At 71.3% G+C, this 18,738-nt stretch carries 15 protein-coding genes; 6 read left to right on the plus strand and 9 right to left on the minus strand.

The annotated features are described in order from the left end of the window. Positions 1-39 precede the first annotated feature (39 nt). Together ACV530_RS30145 and ACV530_RS30150 are read left to right on the plus strand one after the other, a co-directional pair. The gene (locus ACV530_RS30145; protein ID WP_494335817.1) at positions 40-1,020 is read left to right on the plus strand and encodes an ATP-binding cassette domain-containing protein; all 981 of its coding nucleotides are present in this window, start codon (positions 40-42) and stop codon (positions 1,018-1,020) included. Further along, the gene (locus ACV530_RS30150) at positions 1,017-1,871 is read left to right on the plus strand and encodes an ABC transporter permease (protein WP_494335818.1); all 855 of its coding nucleotides are present in this window, start codon (positions 1,017-1,019) and stop codon (positions 1,869-1,871) included. The genes ACV530_RS30145 and ACV530_RS30150 overlap by 4 nt, the downstream gene beginning before the upstream one ends. A gap of 68 nt (positions 1,872-1,939) precedes the next feature. On the opposite strand, the gene greA is transcribed toward ACV530_RS30150, so the two are convergent. Continuing rightward, positions 1,940-2,437, minus strand: coding sequence for a transcription elongation factor GreA (gene greA / locus ACV530_RS30155; RefSeq protein WP_494335819.1), 498 nt, complete (start codon positions 2,435-2,437; stop codon positions 1,940-1,942). A 194-nt stretch (positions 2,438-2,631) separates the two neighbouring features. Continuing rightward, entirely contained in the window at positions 2,632-3,036 is a 405-nt protein-coding gene (locus ACV530_RS30160; protein WP_494335820.1) for a DUF4307 domain-containing protein, read from the minus strand. Positions 3,037-3,183: 147 nt separating this feature from the next. On the opposite strand from ACV530_RS30160, the gene mca reads away from it, so the two are divergent. Continuing rightward, entirely contained in the window at positions 3,184-4,053 is an 870-nt protein-coding gene (mca, locus tag ACV530_RS30165; protein WP_494335821.1) for a mycothiol conjugate amidase Mca, read from the plus strand. Positions 4,054-4,056: 3 nt separating this feature from the next. Then, positions 4,057-4,308, plus strand: a complete 252-nt coding sequence (locus tag ACV530_RS30170) for an RAMP4 family protein (RefSeq protein ID WP_494335822.1) — start codon at positions 4,057-4,059, stop codon at positions 4,306-4,308. A gap of 47 nt (positions 4,309-4,355) precedes the next feature. Here the strand turns inward: ACV530_RS30170 and ACV530_RS30175 are convergent, their stop codons facing one another. Further along, positions 4,356-7,625 (minus strand): tetratricopeptide repeat protein, encoded by a 3,270-nt coding sequence (locus ACV530_RS30175; protein WP_494335823.1) that lies wholly within the window; start codon positions 7,623-7,625, stop codon positions 4,356-4,358. Positions 7,626-7,740: 115 nt separating this feature from the next. Between ACV530_RS30175 and ACV530_RS30180 the strand changes: the two genes are divergently transcribed. Beyond that, complete coding sequence (locus ACV530_RS30180) at positions 7,741-9,819, plus strand: thioredoxin domain-containing protein (RefSeq protein ID WP_494335824.1); 2,079 nt, start codon at positions 7,741-7,743, stop codon at positions 9,817-9,819. Positions 9,820-9,823: 4 nt separating this feature from the next. Here the strand turns inward: ACV530_RS30180 and ACV530_RS30185 are convergent, their stop codons facing one another. The 3 genes from ACV530_RS30185 to trhA all read right to left on the minus strand — a co-directional run bounded on the left by ACV530_RS30185 (position 9,824) and on the right by trhA (position 13,100). Continuing rightward, a complete protein-coding gene (locus ACV530_RS30185; protein ID WP_494335825.1) occupies positions 9,824-10,447 on the minus strand; it encodes a TetR/AcrR family transcriptional regulator in 624 nt (207 codons plus the stop codon). Between the two features lie 10 nt (positions 10,448-10,457). After that, the gene (locus tag ACV530_RS30190) at positions 10,458-11,999 is read right to left on the minus strand and encodes a DHA2 family efflux MFS transporter permease subunit (protein ID WP_494335826.1); all 1,542 of its coding nucleotides are present in this window, start codon (positions 11,997-11,999) and stop codon (positions 10,458-10,460) included. A 414-nt stretch (positions 12,000-12,413) separates the two neighbouring features. After that, positions 12,414-13,100 carry a PAQR family membrane homeostasis protein TrhA gene (gene trhA / locus ACV530_RS30195; RefSeq protein ID WP_494335827.1) on the minus strand — a complete coding sequence of 229 codons (687 nt, stop codon included), beginning with the start codon at positions 13,098-13,100 and terminating at the stop codon, positions 12,414-12,416. A gap of 275 nt (positions 13,101-13,375) precedes the next feature. Here trhA and ACV530_RS30200 point away from each other — a divergent pair, with 275 nt between their 5' ends. Continuing rightward, a complete protein-coding gene (locus tag ACV530_RS30200) occupies positions 13,376-15,220 on the plus strand; it encodes a phosphoenolpyruvate carboxykinase (GTP) (RefSeq protein WP_494335828.1) in 1,845 nt (614 codons plus the stop codon). 40 nt (positions 15,221-15,260) lie between these two features. Here the strand turns inward: ACV530_RS30200 and ACV530_RS30205 are convergent, their stop codons facing one another. From ACV530_RS30205 to ACV530_RS30215, 3 genes are all read right to left on the minus strand, one after another. After that, entirely contained in the window at positions 15,261-15,659 is a 399-nt protein-coding gene (locus ACV530_RS30205) for an SCO4983 family protein (protein WP_494335829.1), read from the minus strand. Between the two features lie 80 nt (positions 15,660-15,739). Next, positions 15,740-16,951 carry a pyridoxal phosphate-dependent aminotransferase gene (locus ACV530_RS30210; RefSeq protein ID WP_494335830.1) on the minus strand — a complete coding sequence of 404 codons (1,212 nt, stop codon included), beginning with the start codon at positions 16,949-16,951 and terminating at the stop codon, positions 15,740-15,742. Between the two features lie 77 nt (positions 16,952-17,028). Beyond that, on the minus strand, positions 17,029-18,645 hold the full coding sequence (locus ACV530_RS30215; protein WP_494335831.1) for an N-acyl-D-amino-acid deacylase family protein: 1,617 nt from the start codon (positions 18,643-18,645) through the stop codon (positions 17,029-17,031). Positions 18,646-18,738: the final 93 nt, after the last annotated feature.

The raw sequence follows: 18,738 nt of genomic DNA on the forward strand, positions 1-18,738 counted from the left end.
ACGTACCCTGTGTTACGTCACCAAACGGGGAGAACCTCCATGCCAGGCGCGATATACGCCGAGGGTCTGGTGAAGACCTTCGGCGGCGTAAGAGCTCTGGACGGCGTCGATCTAGATGTGCCCGAGGGCACCGTGCTGGGCCTGCTCGGCCCCAACGGTGCCGGCAAGACCACGGCCGTGCGCGTGCTGACCACCCTGATCAAACCCGACAGCGGCAAGGCGGTCGTGGCGGGCCTGGACGTACTGAAGAAACCCAACGAAGTCCGTCACTGCATCGGACTGTCCGGTCAATTCGCGGCCGTGGACGAGTACTTGACGGGCCGTGAGAATCTCGTGATGGTCGGCCGCCTCTACCAGCTGGGCGCGCGCGAGGCCAAGGCCCGGGCGGTGGAGCTGCTGGAACGCTTCCGTCTCACCGACGCGGCGGACCGGCCGGCCAAGACCTACTCCGGCGGCATGCGCCGCCGCCTCGACCTCGCGGCGGCCCTGGTCGTCAGCCCGCCCGTGATGTTCATGGACGAGCCGACCACCGGCCTCGACCCGCGCAACCGGCAGCAGTTGTGGGAGGTCATCCAGGAACTGGTGGCCGGCGGTACGACGTTGCTGCTGACCACCCAGTATCTGGAGGAGGCCGACCACCTCGCCCACGACATCGCGGTCGTCGACCACGGCCGGGTCATCGCCCGCGGCACGTCCGACCAGCTCAAGGCGCGTACGGGCGGGGAGCGTGTCGAGGTCGTCGTGCACCGGCGCGAGGACATGACGGTCGCGGACGAGGTGCTGCGCGGCTTCGGCACGGACGGCTCCTCGGTCGAGCAGCACACCCGGGGGATCACCGTGCCGGTCGCGGGCGGTGCCCGGCTGCTGGCCGAGATCATCCGCGAACTCGACGCGCGCGGCATCGAGATCGACGACATCGGCCTGCGCCGCCCGACCCTGGACGACGTCTTCATCTCGCTCACCGGCCATGCGGCCGAGGAGGGGAAGGCGGCCGAGGAGGAGAAGGGGGACCCGGCATGAGCATCCACGCCGTCTCCCGGCGGCCGGTCCCGCAGGGCCGCGGCGGCATCGCGCAGTCCGTGCACGACTCGCTGGTCGTGGCCCAGCGCAACCTGATCCGCATGATGCGCATACCCGAAGTGGTCGTCTTCGCGCTCATCCAGCCGATCATGTTCGTGGTGCTGTTCAGCTATGTCTTCGGCGGTTCGATCGCCGTGGGCGGCAACACGGACCCGGCGGCCTACCGCGAGTTCCTGATGGCGGGCATCTTCGCCCAGACCGTCACTTTCGCCACGGCCGGTGCGGGGGCGGGTATCGCGGACGACATGCACAAGGGGCTCATCGACCGCTTCCGGTCGCTGCCGATGGCCCGGGGCGCGGTGCTCACGGGCCGTACGCTCGCGGACCTCGTGCAGAGCGCGCTCACCCTGGTGGTGCTGGCGGTCGTGGCGACGATCGTCGGCTGGCGCATCCACGACGGGGCGGCCCGGGCCCTGGCGGGCTTCGCGCTGCTGCTCCTGCTCGGCTACGCCTTCTCGTGGATAGGAGCGCTGATCGGGCTGTCCGTACGGACCCCGGAGGCGGCCACCTCGGGCGGGCTGATCTGGCTCTTCCCGCTGACGTTCGTCTCGAACGCGTTCGTGCCGTCCGGCAACATGCCGATGGTGCTGCGGGCGATCGCCGAGTGGAATCCGTTCAGCGCGACGGTCCAGGCGGCCCGGGTGCTCTTCGGCAACCTGCCGAAGGGCTATCCGGTGCCGTCGGCCTGGCCGATGCAGCATCCGGTGTGGGCGTCGCTGCTCTGGTCGGTGCTGATCATCCTGGTGTTCCGCTGGCTGGCGGTGCGCAAGTACCGCTCGGCCACGGCCTGAACGCGGCGAGGCCCCGGCCCCCCCGGGCTCGTCGCCGGGGGCCGGGGCCTCGTACACGGGGCGGTGGATCAGCCCTGGTAGGGCTGGGCGTCCAGGATCCGGACCTTGGCCTTCCGGCCGTTCGGCAGCTCGTAGCCGGCGTCCTCGCCGATCTTCTTGCCGTTGACACCGGTACCGAGCGGCGACTGCGGGGAGTAGGTCTCGATGTCCGAGCTCGCGTACTCGCGGGAGGCGAGCAGGAACTTCAGGGTGTCGTCCGGGTCGCCGTCGAAGGCGATGGTGACGACCATGCCGGGGGCGACCACGCCGGAGGCGGCCGGAGCCTCGCCGACCTTCGCGTGCTCGAGCAGCTGGGTCAGCTGACGGACGCGGAGCTCCTGCTTGCCCTGCTCCTCCTTGGCCGCGTGGTACCCGCCGTTCTCTCGCAGGTCACCTTCCTCGCGAGCCGCCGCGATCTTGGCCGCGATCTCCGTGCGAGCGGGACCAGACAGGTAGTCCAGCTCGGCCTTGAGCTGGTCGTACGCCTCCTGAGTCAGCCAGGTGACGTTGTCGCTGGTCTGGGTCACAGGTGCTCCTCGTCGGTGCTGGGGGAAGAACCATGGGTTCGGGATACAAATGAACGCCCTACCCAGAAGGGTGCGCCTTCACAGGTGGGCGAAACCACGAGCCTAACAATTACGTCCGGAATGGGGGAAGAAGTCAGGGGGAGGAACCACGCAAGAGACGCGTCAGGGCTGGTCAGAGCAGCGATGCCGAGCGATCAACCGGCGTTGTGGCAGCCCTCGAGCTCCGTGGCGGTGGCCCGCGAGGTGGTGCGCAGCGTGACGAGCTGGGTGAAGTGTTTCTCGCGGCGGTCGACGGTCACGTCCTTGCGCCCGACCTCGTTGCCGTCCGTGCCCAGCGCCCGCAGCGTGCACACGCCGGTCGCGTCCTCGTCCTTGCGGACCTCGATGACCGCCTGGACGGTGTTGTCCGACACAGGCTGGGAGCGGACGAGCAGGCCGTCGACGTCCGTTTTCGTGATGTAGTGCACACCGGCCCAGCCGACGAAGACGAGCAGACAGGCCCCCAGCACCGCCCCGACGATCTTCAGCTTGCGGTCCGCGCGCTCGTCCGCAGAGCGGCCGTAGCGGCCCTCGGGCAGCGTCTCACGCTCCGCAGTCATGATCGTTCCTCCTGTGGGCGGCCGTCGGTCAGCCATCGGGCAGCAGTCGGGCGGCCGTGGGCCGAATATGTGAACGCGGAATGAATCGGCTCCCGCTTCGGTCACTATAGGAGGCGTCTGACAAGACCAGTGACTGAGGATCGAGCCTTGACTGAACAGCTGCGAATGATGGCCGTTCACGCCCACCCCGACGATGAGTCGAGCAAGGGCGCGGCCACGATGGCCAAGTACGTGTCCGAGGGGGTGGACGTGCTGGTCGTCACCTGCACGGGCGGGGAGCGCGGCTCCATCCTCAACCCGAAGCTCCAGGGCGACCCCTACATCGAGGAGCACATCCACGAGGTCCGCGCCCGTGAGATGGCGGAGGCCCGGGACATCCTGGGCGTCCGGCAGGAGTGGCTCGGCTTCGTCGACTCCGGGCTGCCCGAGGGCGACCCGCTGCCGCCGCTGCCCGAGGGCTGCTTCGCACTCGAGGACGTGGAGGTGGCGGCGGGCCGGCTGGTGAGGATGATCCGCGAGTTCCGGCCGCACGTGATCACCACGTACGACGAGAACGGCGGCTACCCGCACCCCGACCACATCATGACCCACAAGATCACGATGGTGGCCTTCGAGGCGGCGGGCGACCCCGAGCGCTACCCCGAGGCCGGCGAGCCGTGGCAGCCGCTCAAGGTCTACTACAACCAGGGCTTCAACCGGCCCCGCACCCAGGCCCTGCACGAGGCGCTGCTGGCCCGAGGCCTGGAGTCGCCGTACGGGGAGTGGCTGGAGCGCTGGGACCGGATGGGCCGCGAGCGCACTCTGACCACCTATGTGCCCTGCGCGGACTTCTTCGAGATCCGCGACAAGGCCCTTATCGCGCACGCCACCCAGATCGACCCGGACGGCGGCTGGTTCCGGGTGCCGATGGACATCCAGCGCGAGGTCTGGCCGACCGAGGAGTACGAGCTCGCGAAGTCCCTCGTCGACACTTCCCTCCCCGAGGACGACCTCTTCGCCGGCATCCGCAACAATTGACCCATGATGAGCGCGACCGCTTCCCTCGCCGCCACCCACTTCGTGTCGCTCGCCAAGGACCTTGACCAGAACAAGGTCACGCCCGGCGTGTTCGGCTTCATCGTCTTCGCCGTCATCGGCGGTGCCGTCTGGCTGCTGATGAAGAGCATGAACAAGCACATGAAGCGCGTGGACTTCGACGAGACCCCGGAGGCCGCCGCGAGCACCGCGGCCACCACAAGCACCGCGGGTACCGCGGAGGGCGGCAAGTCCTAGCCCGTTGCCCGGGAGAGACCCCGGGCAACGGCCTGTCGGCCGGGTGGTCAGCGCGGCAGCACCGCGACGATCTCCCGTGCGGAGCGCCCCGGCACCATGCCGAGGCGCCATGCCTGCCACCCCTCCTCCGGCTCCACGCCCCGCTCCAGCACCAGCGCGAACGCCTCCGCGCACTGCTCCAGCGCGTGATCGACGGCCCAGTCGGCGCCGCGCAGCTCCTGCCGGAGCGTCGCCAGCTCCTCCTCGGCCACCGCCGCGCCCACCACCGAGCCGCCCGGTGACGCGAACGGCAGCAGCGTGCAGCGCAGGAAGCGCGCCCAGCTGTCACCGCGCCGGTCGCCGATGCCGGCGAACAGCCGCGACGCCTCCTCCACCAGCTCCAGCGCCTGCGCGGCCCGGCCGTTGCCCGCGTCGATCACCGCCAGCTCCACGCACGACCACGCCTCGCCGTGCGCGACGCCCACCCGCCGGAAGTCCATCCGGGCGTCCTGCAGCAGCTGCCGGGCGAAACCGCTGTTGCGCAGGCTCCCCGTCTGCGCCGCCCGCTGATCGCGGGTGACCCGCGCGGCGTGATGCCGGGCACATGCCAGCCCGTACACATCGTGCATCCGGTTGAACATCGTGCGCGCCCGCTCCAGCTCGCGCAGCGCGGCACCGAGATCGCCGAGCTCCTCCAGACACTGGCCCAGGTAGTACAGCGTCCACGCCTCGCCGCGCGCGTCCTCGTTCTCCCGGTGCCGGGCCGCCGCCGTGCGCAGGCCGTCGGCGGCGGCCGACGCGTCCCCGGCCACCAGCCGGGTACGGGCCAGCTGGGTCAGCGCCCACGCCGAGCCCCGGCCGTCCTGCGTCCGCCCGTACAGCTCCAGGGCCTCGTTGAACTCCTCCTCCGCCTGCTCCGTCCGGGCCATCCGCAGATACACCTGGCCCAGCTGGAAGTGCGCCCACGCCTCGCCGTGCACGCTCTCGCTCTCCCGGTGCAGCTCCAGCGCCACCGTCAGCAGGTCGCGCGCCTCGGCGAGCCGCGTACGGTCCCGCTCGACGGCCGCCAGGGCGTGCATCGTCCAGGCCCGGTCACCGCTCAGGTCCGGGGCCGACTGGAGCTCCAGCGCCTCGCGCAGCTTGGCCGAGGCGTCCTCGAGGTGGCCCTGGTGCTGCAGGGTGATGCCCAGATCGCGCAACGCCCGTGCCGCACCGGCCGTGTTCTGCGCGTTGAAGTACAGATCCACCACCGAGGTCAGCGTCGTACGGGACTTGTCCAGATCGCCCAGCTGGCGAGCCGCCACACCCGTACGCCACTGCACCGACCGCATCAGCAGGTCCTTGTCGGTGGCCTGCGTCAACTCGCTGAGTTCGCCCAGGCGGTAGAGGTCGCCGCGCAGCAGGCAGTAGTCGCACAGGGCACCCAGCAGGTGCAGCACCGCCGACTGGTCCACACCCTCCGTGTGCCGCAGGGCCGCCGTGATGAAGCTCGACTCGCCGTCCAGCCAGTTCAGCGCCGCGTCCAGCGAGGGGAAGCCGTGGGCGCCGCCCGCGCCCTTGGCGAACATGTCGGCACGCGTCGACGTCTTGCCGTCCACCATGCGGATCACCGAGTCCGCCAGCTCCGCATAGCTGCGGATCAGCCGCTCGTGCGCCGCGCCCCGCTCGCTCTGCTCCTCCTCCTCGTGCAGCCGGTCGTGGGCGAAATCGCGCACCAGGTCGTGCACCCGGTAGCGGCCCGAGCGCACCGGCTCGATCAGCGCGGCCCGGGCCAGCGCCTTCAACTGCCGCATGGCTTCCTGCTCGTCGGACCCCAGCAGGGCCGCCGCCGCTGCCGCGCCCAGCGACGCCCGCCCGGCCAGCGCCAGCCGGCGCAACAGCCGGCGCCCGTCCTCGTTCTGGTCGATGTAGCGCAGCCACAGCGCGCGCTCCACCGGACCGGACTGCCCGGCCGCGGCGAGCTCCGCGGCCAGCCCCTTCGCCGAGCGGTTGCCCAGCGACGAGCCCGCCACCCGCAGCGCCAGCGGCAGCCCGCCGCACAACTCCCGTACCCGCGCGAGCGATTCGGCGTCGTACCCGCCCGGCTCGGGCTCCTCGGCGACGGCCTGCAGCAGCTCCTCCGTGCCCGCCCCGTCCAGCGGGCCGACCTCCAACTGGTGCACCCACGCGTCGAAATCGGCCGGCAGGGACAGCGCGGTGCGCGCCGTGACCAGCACCAGGGACTCCGAGCGGTCCGGGATCAGCGTGCGCACCTGCTCGGCGTCCGACGCGTCGTCCAGCACGATGGCCACCGGCAGCCCGGTGAGGTACTGGTGGTACACCTCGGACAGCCGCTTGAGGTGCTGCTCCTGCGAGGAACGCTCCCGGAACAGCAACTGGTCGCGCGGTGCGCCGAGCCGGTTGAGCAGGTGCAGCAGCGCGTCCCGCGTGGGCAGCGGCGGCTCGCCCTGGCTCTCGCCGCGCAGATCCACCACGCACGCACCGCGGAACTGGTCGCGCAGCTCGTGCACCGCCCGCAGCGCCAGCGTGGACCGCCCGGAACCCGGCGGCCCGTGCAGCACCACCACCGTGGGCTTGGTCTCGCGGTGCGCCCGCGCCTGGTGCACCCACTGCGTGATCTGGCCGAGCGGCGCCCGGCGGCCCGCGAACGGGCCCTGCGTGTCGGGCAGATCGTCGAACGAGCGTGCCAGCACATTGCGCCGCCGGGCCGCCGCGCTGCGGTCGCCGCCGCGCAGCTGCGGCCCGCGGGTGGTGCTGCTCTTGTCCGGGGCCGTGCTCTTGCTCACGCGGGTCGAGCCCTGGAGCATCCGCTGCTGGTCCAGGAACGGGCGCAGGCCCCGCACCTCGACGGCCGTCAGCCACTGGAGCCGCAGCTGCTCGGAACCGCCGGGCTGCCCCCGCAGACCGGCACGCCGGTGCGCGGCCGTCCACTGGCCGGCGGTGAGCCGGACGGCCGTGGCCAGCGAACCGGCCACGGCCGCGGCGACACCGGCGCCCACGGCCGTGCCCGTCGAGGTGCCGGCCCCCAGGTCCGTACCGAAGGCCGCCGCCGCGGCGGCCGCCGTCACCAGCAGCGGCGTGCCGAGCGCGGACCGCGACAGCAGGGCGCCCATCGGGCGCAGGGCGGCCGCCTCCTCGTCCAGGGCGCGCAGATACGCGCCGTACTCCTCGGCGGCCTTGGCCGCCAGGGCATCCAGGTCGCCCTGCGCCCTGCGCAGCAGAGTGCTCCCGTCCGTCCGCCCGCCCGAGCGCCGCACCTCCTCCTCGACGGCCCGCTTCAACAGGCTCTCGATTTCCGCCCGATGACCCTGCCGCAGTGCGGGCTGCGAGCTCTGCATGCCGTTCCCCCTCGACCAGCGATTGCCACGGACGTACCAGTCTTCCGTCTCGGAGGGATTTACGGCAGCCCTGCCGACAACTCGCGCGAGGCCGCGATTGCGCAAGGATGGGACCATGCCGAACCGCCTGGCGCACGAGACGTCCCCCTACCTCCTCCAGCACGCCGACAACCCCGTCGACTGGTGGCCCTGGTCCGCCGAGGCCTTCGACGAGGCCCGGCGCCGCGGTGTGCCGGTACTGCTGAGCGTGGGGTATTCGAGCTGTCACTGGTGTCATGTCATGGCACACGAGAGCTTCGAGGACGACGCGACGGCCGCCCATCTCAACGAGCACTTCGTCTCCGTCAAGGTCGACCGGGAGGAACGGCCCGACGTCGACGCCGTCTACATGGAGGCCGTCCAGGCGGCCACCGGCCAGGGCGGCTGGCCCATGACCGTCTTCCTCACGCCCGACGCCGAGCCCTTCTACTTCGGCACCTACTTCCCGCCCGCGCCCCGGCACGGCATGCCCGGCTTCCGCCAGGTGCTCGAAGGCGTCACGGCGGCCTGGGCCGACCGGCGCGAGGAGGTGGGGGAGGTCGCGTCCCGCATCGTGCGCGACCTTTCCGCGCGCTCCCTCGCCGTGGGGGGCGACCGGCCGCCCTCCGAAGGCGATCTGCACATGGCCCTGATGGGGCTGACCCGCGACTTCGACGCCGTGCGCGGCGGCTTCGGCGGGGCGCCGAAGTTCCCGCCGTCCATGACGCTGGAGTTCCTGCTGCGCCACCATGTGCGCACGGGCTCCGAGGCGGCGCTGGACATGGTGCGGGCCACGTGCGAGGCCATGGCCCGCGGTGGCATGTACGACCAGCTCGGCGGCGGTTTCGCGCGCTACTCGGTGGACGCCGGGTGGGTGGTGCCGCACTTCGAGAAGATGCTCTACGACAACGCCCTGCTGTGCCGGGTGTACGCCCATCTGTGGCGGGCGACCGGCTCGGAGCTCGCCCGGCGGGTGGCGCTGGAGACCGCCGACTTCATGGTGCGCGAACTGCGCACGGTGCAGGGCGGGTTCGCGTCCGCGCTCGACGCGGACTCGGAAGCCGTAGGCGGATGGGGGCACCCCCAGGCCGAAGGCTCTGGGGGAGGAACCGGGCGGCACGTCGAGGGTGCGTACTACGCGTGGACGCCGGAGCAGTTGCGGGAGGTGCTGGGCGAGGAGGACGCGCGGCTCGCGGCGGAGTGGTTCGGGGTCACCGAGGAGGGCACGTTCGAGGAAGGGGCCTCAGTGCTCCAACTTCCGGACGGCGAGCGGCTGATGGACGCCGGGAAGTTCGACTCCCTGCGGTCCCGGCTGCTTCAGGCACGTGACCGGCGGCCCCGGCCGGGGCGCGACGACAAGGTGGTGGCCGCCTGGAACGGCCTGGCCATCGCGGCGCTCGCCGAGACCGGCGCGTACTTCGACCGCCCCGACCTGGTGCAGGCCGCGACGGACGCGGCCGACCTGCTCGTCCGTACGCACATGGACTGGCACGCGCGGCTGTTCCGTACCTCGCTGGACGACGTCGCGGGCCGGCACGCGGGGGTGCTGGAGGACTACGGCGACGTCGCCGAGGGGTTCCTCGCCCTGTCCGCCGTCACGGGCGAGGGCGTGTGGGTGGACTTCGCGGGGCTGCTGCTGGACACCGTTCTGGTCCACTTCACCGACGACAGCGGCGCCCTGTTCGACACCGCCGACGACGCCGAGACGCTCATCCGCCGCCCGCAGGACCCGACGGACAACGCCGCGCCCTCCGGGTGGACGGCCGCCGCGGGCGCGCTCCTGTCGTACGCCGCCCTCACCGGCAGCACCCCGCACCGGGAGGCGGCGGAGCGCGCGCTCGGTGTGGTGCGGACGCTGGCCGCGAAGGCGCCGCGGTTCATCAGCTGGGGGCTGGCAGTCGCCGAGGCGCTGCTCGACGGCCCCCGCGAGGTGGCCGTCGTCGGCCCGTACGACGACCCGGCCACCCGTGAACTGCACCGCACCGCGCTGCTGTCGACCGCGTCGGGCCTGGTCGTCGCGGTGGGCGAGCCGGCCGCCGGGAGGGCGGCGGAGGTGCCGCTGCTCGCGGACCGTCCGCTGCTGGACGGGCGCCCGGCGGCGTACGTCTGCCGGAACTTCACCTGCGACGCGCCGACGGGCGATCCGGAGGTGCTGGCGGAGCGGCTCGGAGGGTAGCGGCTCAGAGGGTGAGGCCGCGCTCCAGCACGGTCAGCGTGCGCTCGAGGAGTGCCAGGGGGTCCTCCCTCTGGCCTCCCTCGACCCAGGCCATCAGGGCCTCCTGCATCGCCCCGAGGACCGCGGCGACGATCACCCGGACCTCCAGGTCGCCGGCGTCGCGTCCGGCGCGCTCGGCCAGTGCCCGGCACAGGATCCGGGACGACTCCACCATCCCCTCCCCGGAGCGGCCGCGCAGCGCGGGAACCTCATGGATGAGCCTCATCCTCATCCGCATCTCGGGACTGTCGTCGCTGAGGATCGAGTGGAGGCCTCCGAGGATGGTGTGCCGGATGGCCTCCAGCGGCGGTTCGCCGGCCGGGCGGGACCGGAGCAGGTCCTCCATCAGCGGGTCGTACTCGTCGGTGAGCACGATGTCTTCCTTGGTGGGGAAGTAACGGAAGACCGTGCTGGGGGAGACGTCGGCGGCCTCGGCGATCTGGTCGACGGGGGTGGCGTCGTACCCCTGCGTCTCGAAGAGCCGGTAGGCGGCCCTGCGGATCGCCTGACGGGTCTGGATCTTCTTCCGCTCGCGCAGCCCGAGTTTGGGCCCGGGCTGTGCTGTGGGTGACGTATGTGGTGAGGCCATGACGGCATTGTCAGGCATCGACCGATTCGACGACCACCTCGCGATCCCCCTGCCCGGCCCGTGCGGGACGGGTGTTGGGCAGGAAGAACACGACGAGGAGCAGGGCCGCGATCCCGGCGGTCCCGCACACGGTCAGGGCGAGGTCCATGCCGTGCACGTAGGCGGAATCCGCGGATCGTACGAGGGCCGTGTCGCCCAGCCCGCCTGCCACTCCATGCGCGGCGGTCACCGATTCCCGCGCCTTGTCGGCCGCCGCGTGCGGCAGTCCGCCGGTGCCGAGCCGGTCGGTGTACGTCGCCGCGATCAGGCTGCCGAGGATCGCGAGCCCCACGGCGCCCGCGACCTGGCGCAGCGTCATCATCAGCCCGGAGCCGCTGCCCGCGCGCTCCGGCGGGAGGGCGCCGAGGGCGCCGTCCATGGCGGGGATCATGGCGAAGCCGAAGCCGAGTCCGACGATGCCCAGCCACAGGGCCGTCCAGCCGTAGCCGTCGTGGAGATCCGTACGGCTGCCGAGCAGTGCGCCTGCCGCCATGAGGGCCAGGCCGCCGGCGACGACCGGGCGCGGTCCCTTGCGGGTGACGAGGACGTGGCTGAGCTTGGCGGAGACAGCCATCCCGAGCGGCATGGGGACCAGGCGCAGCCCGGTGCCGAGGGCGTCGTTGCCGAGCACGGTCTGGAGGTAGGTGGGCAGGACGAACAGCAGGCCCGTGAGCGTGAACAGCACCAGGGCCGCGGTGACCGTGTTCCACAGGAAGCCGCGGTGACGCAGCAGGGAGAGGTCCAGCATGGGCTTCGGCTGCCGCTGCTCCCGGACGACGAGCGCGGCGAGCAGCACGACGGAGGCGGCGAGCGTGCCGAGGACGGCCGGGGACGTCCAGCCGCGTGAGGGGCCCTCGTTGACGCCGAAGACGAGGGCGCCGAGGCCGGTGATGGAGAGCGTGGCGGTGAGGACGTCGACCTTGGGGGCGGCGGGGTCGGTGGTTTCGGGGAGCAGGGTGAGGCAGGCGGCGATGGCGATGCCGATGAGCGGGACGTTGATCAGGAAGACCGAGCCCCACCAGAAGTGGTCGAGCAGCAGACCGCCGAGGATCGGGCCGATCGGCAGGCCCAGCGCCGAGGCGGCGGACACGGTGGCCACGGCCTTGGGGCGCTCCTCGGGCGCGAAGAGGGAGGGCAGTACGGCGAGGGCGAGCGGCATGACCAGCGAGGCGCCGGCGCCCATGACGGCCCGGGCGGCGATGACGGTGCCCGAGTCCTGGGCGAAGGTGCCGATGAGCGAGCCGGCGAAGAAGACGACGAGGCCGGTGACGAGCATGCGCCGGCGTCCGAACCGGTCGCCGAGGAACCCGGCGGGGAGCATCAGCGCGGCGAAGACGACGAGGTAGGAGTCGGCGATCCACTGCAAGGTGCCGGTGCCCGCGCCCAGTTCGGCGGACATGGTCGGCAGGGCGACGTTGAGGATCGTGCCGTCGAAGCCGATGGTGAGCATGCATGCGGCTATCGCGCCCAGGGCCCACCAACGACGGCCGTCGGAGCGGGTGTTCGAGGTCATGGCGATACACCTCCGGAGAGTGGGAGTCTTGTGACAGTAACTCTCAAAAGATGTGTGCTGTCAATTGGGGTTTTGTGTCAGTGTCATGAGTCTTGGGGGTGACCTGCGGAAACCTTGATGACGCGCTGATTGTCAGTGGGGTGTGTGACGCTGTGTTGCGGGCAGGGGACCGGTCAGTGAGAGATCGGAGGGGGATGAGCGATGGGTATCGCTGCTGTGAAGACGCTGGCCCTTTTGGTGTCGGCGCTGTGTGTGGGGGCGTATGTGGTCGCCGGGGAGGCCGCGGTGCTGACCGTGGTGCTGGCGAGCGTCTCCGCCCTGACATGGAAAGTGGCCGCGACCTCACGGTCACGGCCACTGCGGATGGGTATTCGGGCGCGACGTGCGCCCGGCGTCCCGGATGTCCCGGGCGTCTCAGGCGTGCGAATAGGCGACCAGCGAGATGCCCACGTAGTGGACGACGAAGGCGGCCAGCGTGAGCGAGTGGAACACCTCGTGGAAGCCGAACCACCGCGGTGAGGGGTTGGGGCGCTTGATCCCGTAGATCACGCCGCCCGCGCTGTAGAGCAGGCCGCCGACGATCACCAGGACGAGGACGGCGATGCCGCCCTTGCGCAGGAAGTCCGGGAGGAAGAAGACGGCGGCCCAGCCCATGGCGATGTAGCAGGGCGTGTAGAGCCATCGCGGTGCGCCGACCCAGAAGACGCGGAAGGCTATGCCGGCCGCCGCGGCGGCCCAGACCGCCCACAGCAGCACCTGCCCGCGCCCGCCCGGCACGAGCAGCATGGTCAGCGGGGTGTAGGTGCCCGCGATGATCAGGAAGATGTTGGCGTGGTCGAGCCTGCGGAGCACCGCGTTCGTGCGGGGGCTCCAGTTGCCCCGGTGGTAGAGGGCGCTGATGCCGAACAGCAGGCAGGCCGTGAGCACGTACACCGCGCAGGCGATCCGGCCCCGGGTGCTGTCGGCCAGGGCCGTCAGGAAGACGCCGGAGATCAGCACGGCCGGGAACATCCCGGCGTGCAGCCAGCCGCGCAGTCGCGGCTTGGCCGCACCGGCGGGAATCGTGGGTGCGACGGGCGCTGCGTCGTCCGCGGAAGTCATGGCCGTCATGCTACCTACGCAACCGTAGGTTACGGACCGGTATCGCGTGGTGATGGTCACGGTGGTGCCCTCTGGACAGAAGCGTAACGGAGTCGGATGATCAAATGAGTGCGGGCGGCACCAGGTGAGCGGACGGGCAGCGTCTGGGTCGCAGCCCCCAAGGGGCGAATGTGCAGAAACGGGCCTTCTTGCCGGTCGGGTACGGCGGAGACACCGTTCCACCCTCAACATGTGACGCCGGGCGCCAGCGAGCACCCCGGCGGGACGGAGCGATCGTGGCGCGCGCAATTGCGGCTCCCACCACCCTCACCAATCACCAGGGACTGATCTCCTGGGTCGAAGAGATCGCCGCCCTCACCGAGCCGGACCGCGTCGTCTGGTGCGACGGCTCCGAGGGCGAGTACGAGCGCCTGTGCGAGGAGCTCGTCGCCAAGGGCACCTTCAGAAAGCTCGACGCGGTCAAGCGCCCCCACTCGTACTACGCGGCCTCGGACCCCAGCGACGTGGCCCGTGTCGAGGACCGCACCTTCATCTGCTCCGAGAAGGAGGAGGACGCGGGCCCCACCAACCACTGGAAGGCGCCCGCCGAGATGCGGGAGATCTTCGCGGGGGAGTGCCGGGCGGGTGAGGTGGGAGAAGGCGGCATCTTCCGGGGCGCCATGCGCGGCCGGACCATGTATGTCGTGCCCTTCTGCATGGGCCCGCTCGGCTCGCCGCTCTCCGCGATCGGCGTCGAGATCACCGACTCCGCGTACGTCGCGGTCTCCATGCGCACCATGACCCGCATGGGCGCGGCCGTCCTCGACGAGCTGGGCACCGACGGCTTCTTCGTCAAGGCGGTGCACACCCTCGGCGCTCCGCTGGAGAAGGGTCAGGAGGACGTCCCCTGGCCCTGCAACTCCACCAAGTACATCTCGCACTTCCCCGAGGACCGCGAGATCTGGTCCTACGGCTCCGGCTACGGCGGCAACGCCCTGCTGGGCAAGAAGTGCTACGCCCTGCGCATCGCCTCCGTCATGGCCCGTGACGAGGGCTGGCTCGCCGAGCACATGCTCATCCTCAAGCTCACCCCGCCGCAGGGTGAGTCGAAGTACGTGGCCGCCGCCTTCCCGTCCGCCTGCGGCAAGACCAACCTCGCCATGCTCGAGCCCACCGTCCCCGGCTGGACGGTGGAGACCATCGGCGACGACATCGCCTGGATGCGCTTCGGCGAGGACGGCCGCCTCTACGCCATCAACCCCGAGGCGGGCTTCTTCGGCGTCGCACCCGGCACCGGCGAGCACACCAACGCCAATGCGATGAAGACCCTTTGGGGCAACGCGGTCTTCACCAACGTCGCCCTCACCGACGACGGCGACGTGTGGTGGGAGGGCATGACCGAGGAGCAGCCCGCCCACCTGACGGACTGGAAGGGCAACGACTGGACCCCGGCGTCCGGGACGCCCGCGGCGCACCCCAACTCCCGCTTCACCGTGTCGGCTTCGCAGTGCCCGATCATCGCGCCCGAGTGGGAGGACCCCAAGGGCGTGCCGATCTCCGCGATCCTCTTCGGCGGCCGCCGCGCCTCGGCCGTGCCGCTGGTGACGGAGTCCTTCGACTGGCAGCACGGCGTGTTCATCGGGGCCAACGTCGCCTCCGAGAAGACCGCCGCCGCCGAGGGCAAGGTCGGCGAGCTGCGCCGCGACCCGTTCGCCATGCTGCCGTTCTGCGGCTACAACATGGGCGACTACATGGGGCATTGGCTCAAGATCGGCAAGGGTGCCGACCAGGCCACGCTCCCGAAGATCTACTACGTCAACTGGTTCCGCAAGGACGCGGAGGGCCGGTTCGTCTGGCCGGGCTTCGGCGAGAACAGCCGGGTCCTGAAGTGGATCGTCGAGCGCCTGGAGGGCACGGCGGAGGGCGTCGAGACGCCGATCGGCATCCTGCCGACGCGCGACGCGCTCGACACGGACGGGCTCGACGTCCCCGATGCCGACCTCGACCTGCTGCTCACGGTCGACAAGGAGGTCTGGCGCGAGGAGGCGGCACTGGTGCCCGAGCACCTCAACACCTTCGGCGACCACACGCCGAAGGAGCTGTGGGACGAGTACCGGGCCCTGGTCCAGCGCCTGGGCTAGCGGCTCGGGCGGTTCAGGGGCGGCGCGGGGAGGCGCTGGGTCAGTGGAGACCCAGCGCCTCCGCGTGCGCCCGCATCCGCTCGGCGGCGAGCTCCGCCCCGGCGGCGTCGCCGCGCTGGGTGGCCACGACCAGTGCCTGGCCCGCCAGCATGTGCGCCCGCTGATGCAGGGCCGCCACGCGGGCCGGATCACCGGCGCCCGACGGGGTGGCCCGCAGGGGTGCGTCGCCGCCCCGCAGGCGTGTGACCTGTGAGGCGAGCTGCCGGGCCGCGTCGTCGAGCGCCGGCGACGGCGCGAGCGAGCGCAACTCGTCCGTCACGGTCAGCAGTGCCGTCAGGTGCCCGGCCAGCCGGATGCCGAACTCCTCCTGGCGGGAGCGGTGCGGGCCGCGGCGAGGGCCGTGCGTATGGACCGACTTGGTGCGGATCGGCTCGTACATGGATGGCCTCCTGAATACCTTAGGAGGCCATCCTAACTTAGACGCTGTCTAAAGTTGAGCTGATTCGCGGGAAGTGGTCCTCATCCCTGGCCGTAACCGTCGAGGAAGTTCCCGATCCGCGTCACCGCGTCCGCCAGGTCCTTGGTGCTCGGCAGCGTGACCAGGCGGAAGTGGTCCGGCTCCGGCCAGTTGAAGCCCGTGCCGTGGACGACCATGATCTTCTCGGCGCGGAGCAGGTCCAGCACCATCTGCCGGTCGTCCTTGATCTTGTAGACCTTGGGGTCGAGCCGCGGGAAGGCGTACAGCGCGCCCTTGGGCTTGACGCAGGTGACACCCGGGATCCGCGTCAGCAGCTCGTGCGCCACGTCGCGCTGCTCCAGCAGCCGGCCGCCGGGCAGTACCAGCTCGTTGATCGACTGCCGTCCGCCGAGGGCCGTGGCCACCGCGTGCTGCGCGGGCATGTTGGCGCACAGCCGCATGTTGGCGAGGATCGTCAGGCCCTCGATATAGCTGTCCGCGTGCGCCTTCGGGCCGCAGACCGCCATCCAGCCGCTGCGGTAGCCGGCGACCCGGTAGGACTTGGACAGCCCGTTGAAGGTGAGGGTCAGCAGGTCGGGGGCGAGGGCGGCGGTCGGGGTGTGGGTGACGCCGTCGTAGAGGATCTTGTCGTAGATCTCGTCGGAGCAGACGATCAGGTTGTGGCGGCGGGCGATCTCGGTGAGGCCGCGCAGCATCTCGTCGTCGTAGACCGCGCCTGTCGGGTTGTTGGGGTTGATGATGACGAGCGCCTTGGTGCGGTCGGTGACCTTGCGCTCGATGTCGGCGAGGTCCGGCATCCAGTCCGACTGCTCGTCGCAGCGGTAGTGCACGGCGGTGCCGCCCGCGAGGGAGACGGAGGCGGTCCACAGCGGGTAGTCCGGCGCCGGGACGAGCACCTCGTCGCCGTCGTCGAGCAGGGCCTGCATCGACATCTGGATCAGCTCGGAGACGCCGTTGCCCAGGTAGACGTCCTCGACGGACAGCTCGACGCCCTTGGTCTCGTAGTGCTGGACGACCGCGCGCCGGGCGGACAGCAGGCCCTTCGCGTCGCCGTAGCCGTGTGCGTCGCCGACGTTGCGCAGCATGTCCTCGAGGATCTCCGGCGGGCACTCGAACCCGAAGATCGCCGGGTTGCCGGTGTTGAGCTTGAGGATGCGCTCTCCCGCTGCCTCCAGCCGCATGGCCTCCTCGAGCACCGGGCCACGGATTTCGTAGCAGACGTTGGCGAGCTTCGTTGACTGGATCACCTGCATGACGGCCACCATACGGGGGCGCTCAGCGGTGTGCGCGCCGATTGTCGCGCCCCTCCGTCGGCCTGATCAGGGCGCGATCAGGTCGTGCGGGACCGTCGCACCGTGCGGCCCGCGAGGACGTCCGTCCGGCGGCCGTCTTCCATCACAAAGCGTCCGGCAATCAGGACATAAGGAATGCCGGTCGGAAGCGTCCGAGGGGCTTCGAAAGTGGCACCGGCGGCCACGGTCTCCGGATCGAAGAGCACCAGGTCGGCACGGTGCCCCACGCGCACCAGACCCCTGTCCGGCAGCCCCAGACGGGCCGCGGGACGGGACGTGAGATGCGCCACGCACTCCTCCGTCGACAGCACTCCGAGCTCGCGCGCGTAGTGCCCGAGGTAGTGCGGGAACGTGCCGTAGGCGCGGGGGTGGGGCTTGGCGCCGTGCAGGATGCCGTCGCTGCCGCCGGTGTGGGCCGGGTGCCGCATGATCGTCCGTACGTTCTCCTCGTGCCCGACGTGGTGCAGGATCGTGGACCCCAGACGGTCCTCGGCCAGCAGCCGGCGCGCGGTGGTCCACGGCTCCTCGCCGCGCTCGCGGGCCGCGCGGGCGACGGTCCTGCCGACATACCCCGTCAGGCGGTCGTGGGCCACGCCGGAGATCTCGACCGTGTCCCAGTCGACCGGCACGCCGTGACAGCCGTCCGAGCCTGTCACCTCCAGCGCGTGCCGGATACGCCCGGCCGTCGCGTCGTCACGCAGTCGCGCGAGCACCGCCTCCGGCCCGCCCTCGCCCGCGCAGCCCGGCAGCAGCGCGACGAGCGTGGTGCTGCCGGGGGTGTACGGATAGCTGTCCAGCGAGATGTCGACGCCGGACTCCCGTGCGGCGTCCAGCAGTTGCAGCAGCTCCGGTGCGCGGTGCGCGTTCTCCGCGAAGTTCACGGTGGCGTGGGCGAGGTGCAGGGCACAGCCCGACTCGCGCGCGACGCCGATCATCTCCGCGTACGCGCGGAGGGCGCCCGCTCCGTACGAGCGGTGGTGCGGGCAGTAGTAGCCGCCGTGGCGGGCCACGACCCGGCAGAGGGCGGTCAGTTCGGCGTCGGTGGCGTACATGCCGGGGGTGTAGGTGAGGCCGGACGACAGGCCGACGGCGCCCTGTTCCAGCCCCTCGGCCACGAGCTGTCGCATGCGCGTCAGTTCGCCCGGTGTGGGCGGGCGCCGCTCCCAGCCCATCGCGAGCATGCGGACGGTGCCCTGCGGGACGAGGTACGCGGCGTTCACGGCGATGCCGTCGCCGTCGAAGCCGTGGTCGAGGCGGTCCAGGTACTCGCCGACCGTGCGCCAGCTGAAGTCGATGTCGTGGCCGTCGCCGTTCCAGCCGGTGATCTGGGTGCGGATCTCGGCGAGGGTGCGGTCGTCGACGGGCGCGTACGACAGGCCGTCCTGGCCGATGACCTCCAGGGTCACGCCCTGGGCGGCCTTGGCCTCGTGGCCGGGGTCGCGCAGGAGCGCGAGGTCGCTGTGCGCGTGCATGTCGATGAAGCCGGGGGCGAGGGCGAGGCCGTCCGCGTCGACGGTGCGGCGGGCGGAGGGCCTTGGCGTCTCGCCTTCGCGGGTGATCGCGGCGATGCGGCCGTCGGCCAGGCCGACGTCGGCTCGGTAGGACGGGCCGCCCGTGCCGTCCATGACGCGGGCGTTGCGGATGACGGTGTGCATGGGGGTGTGCCTCCTTGGGGTGGGCGGGGGTGGGGAGTTGTGCCCCGGCCCCGCCCTCTCACCGTCTCCCGGGGCTGCGCCCCCGGACCCCGC

The organism is Streptomyces sp. SX-6 (assembly GCF_059089585.1).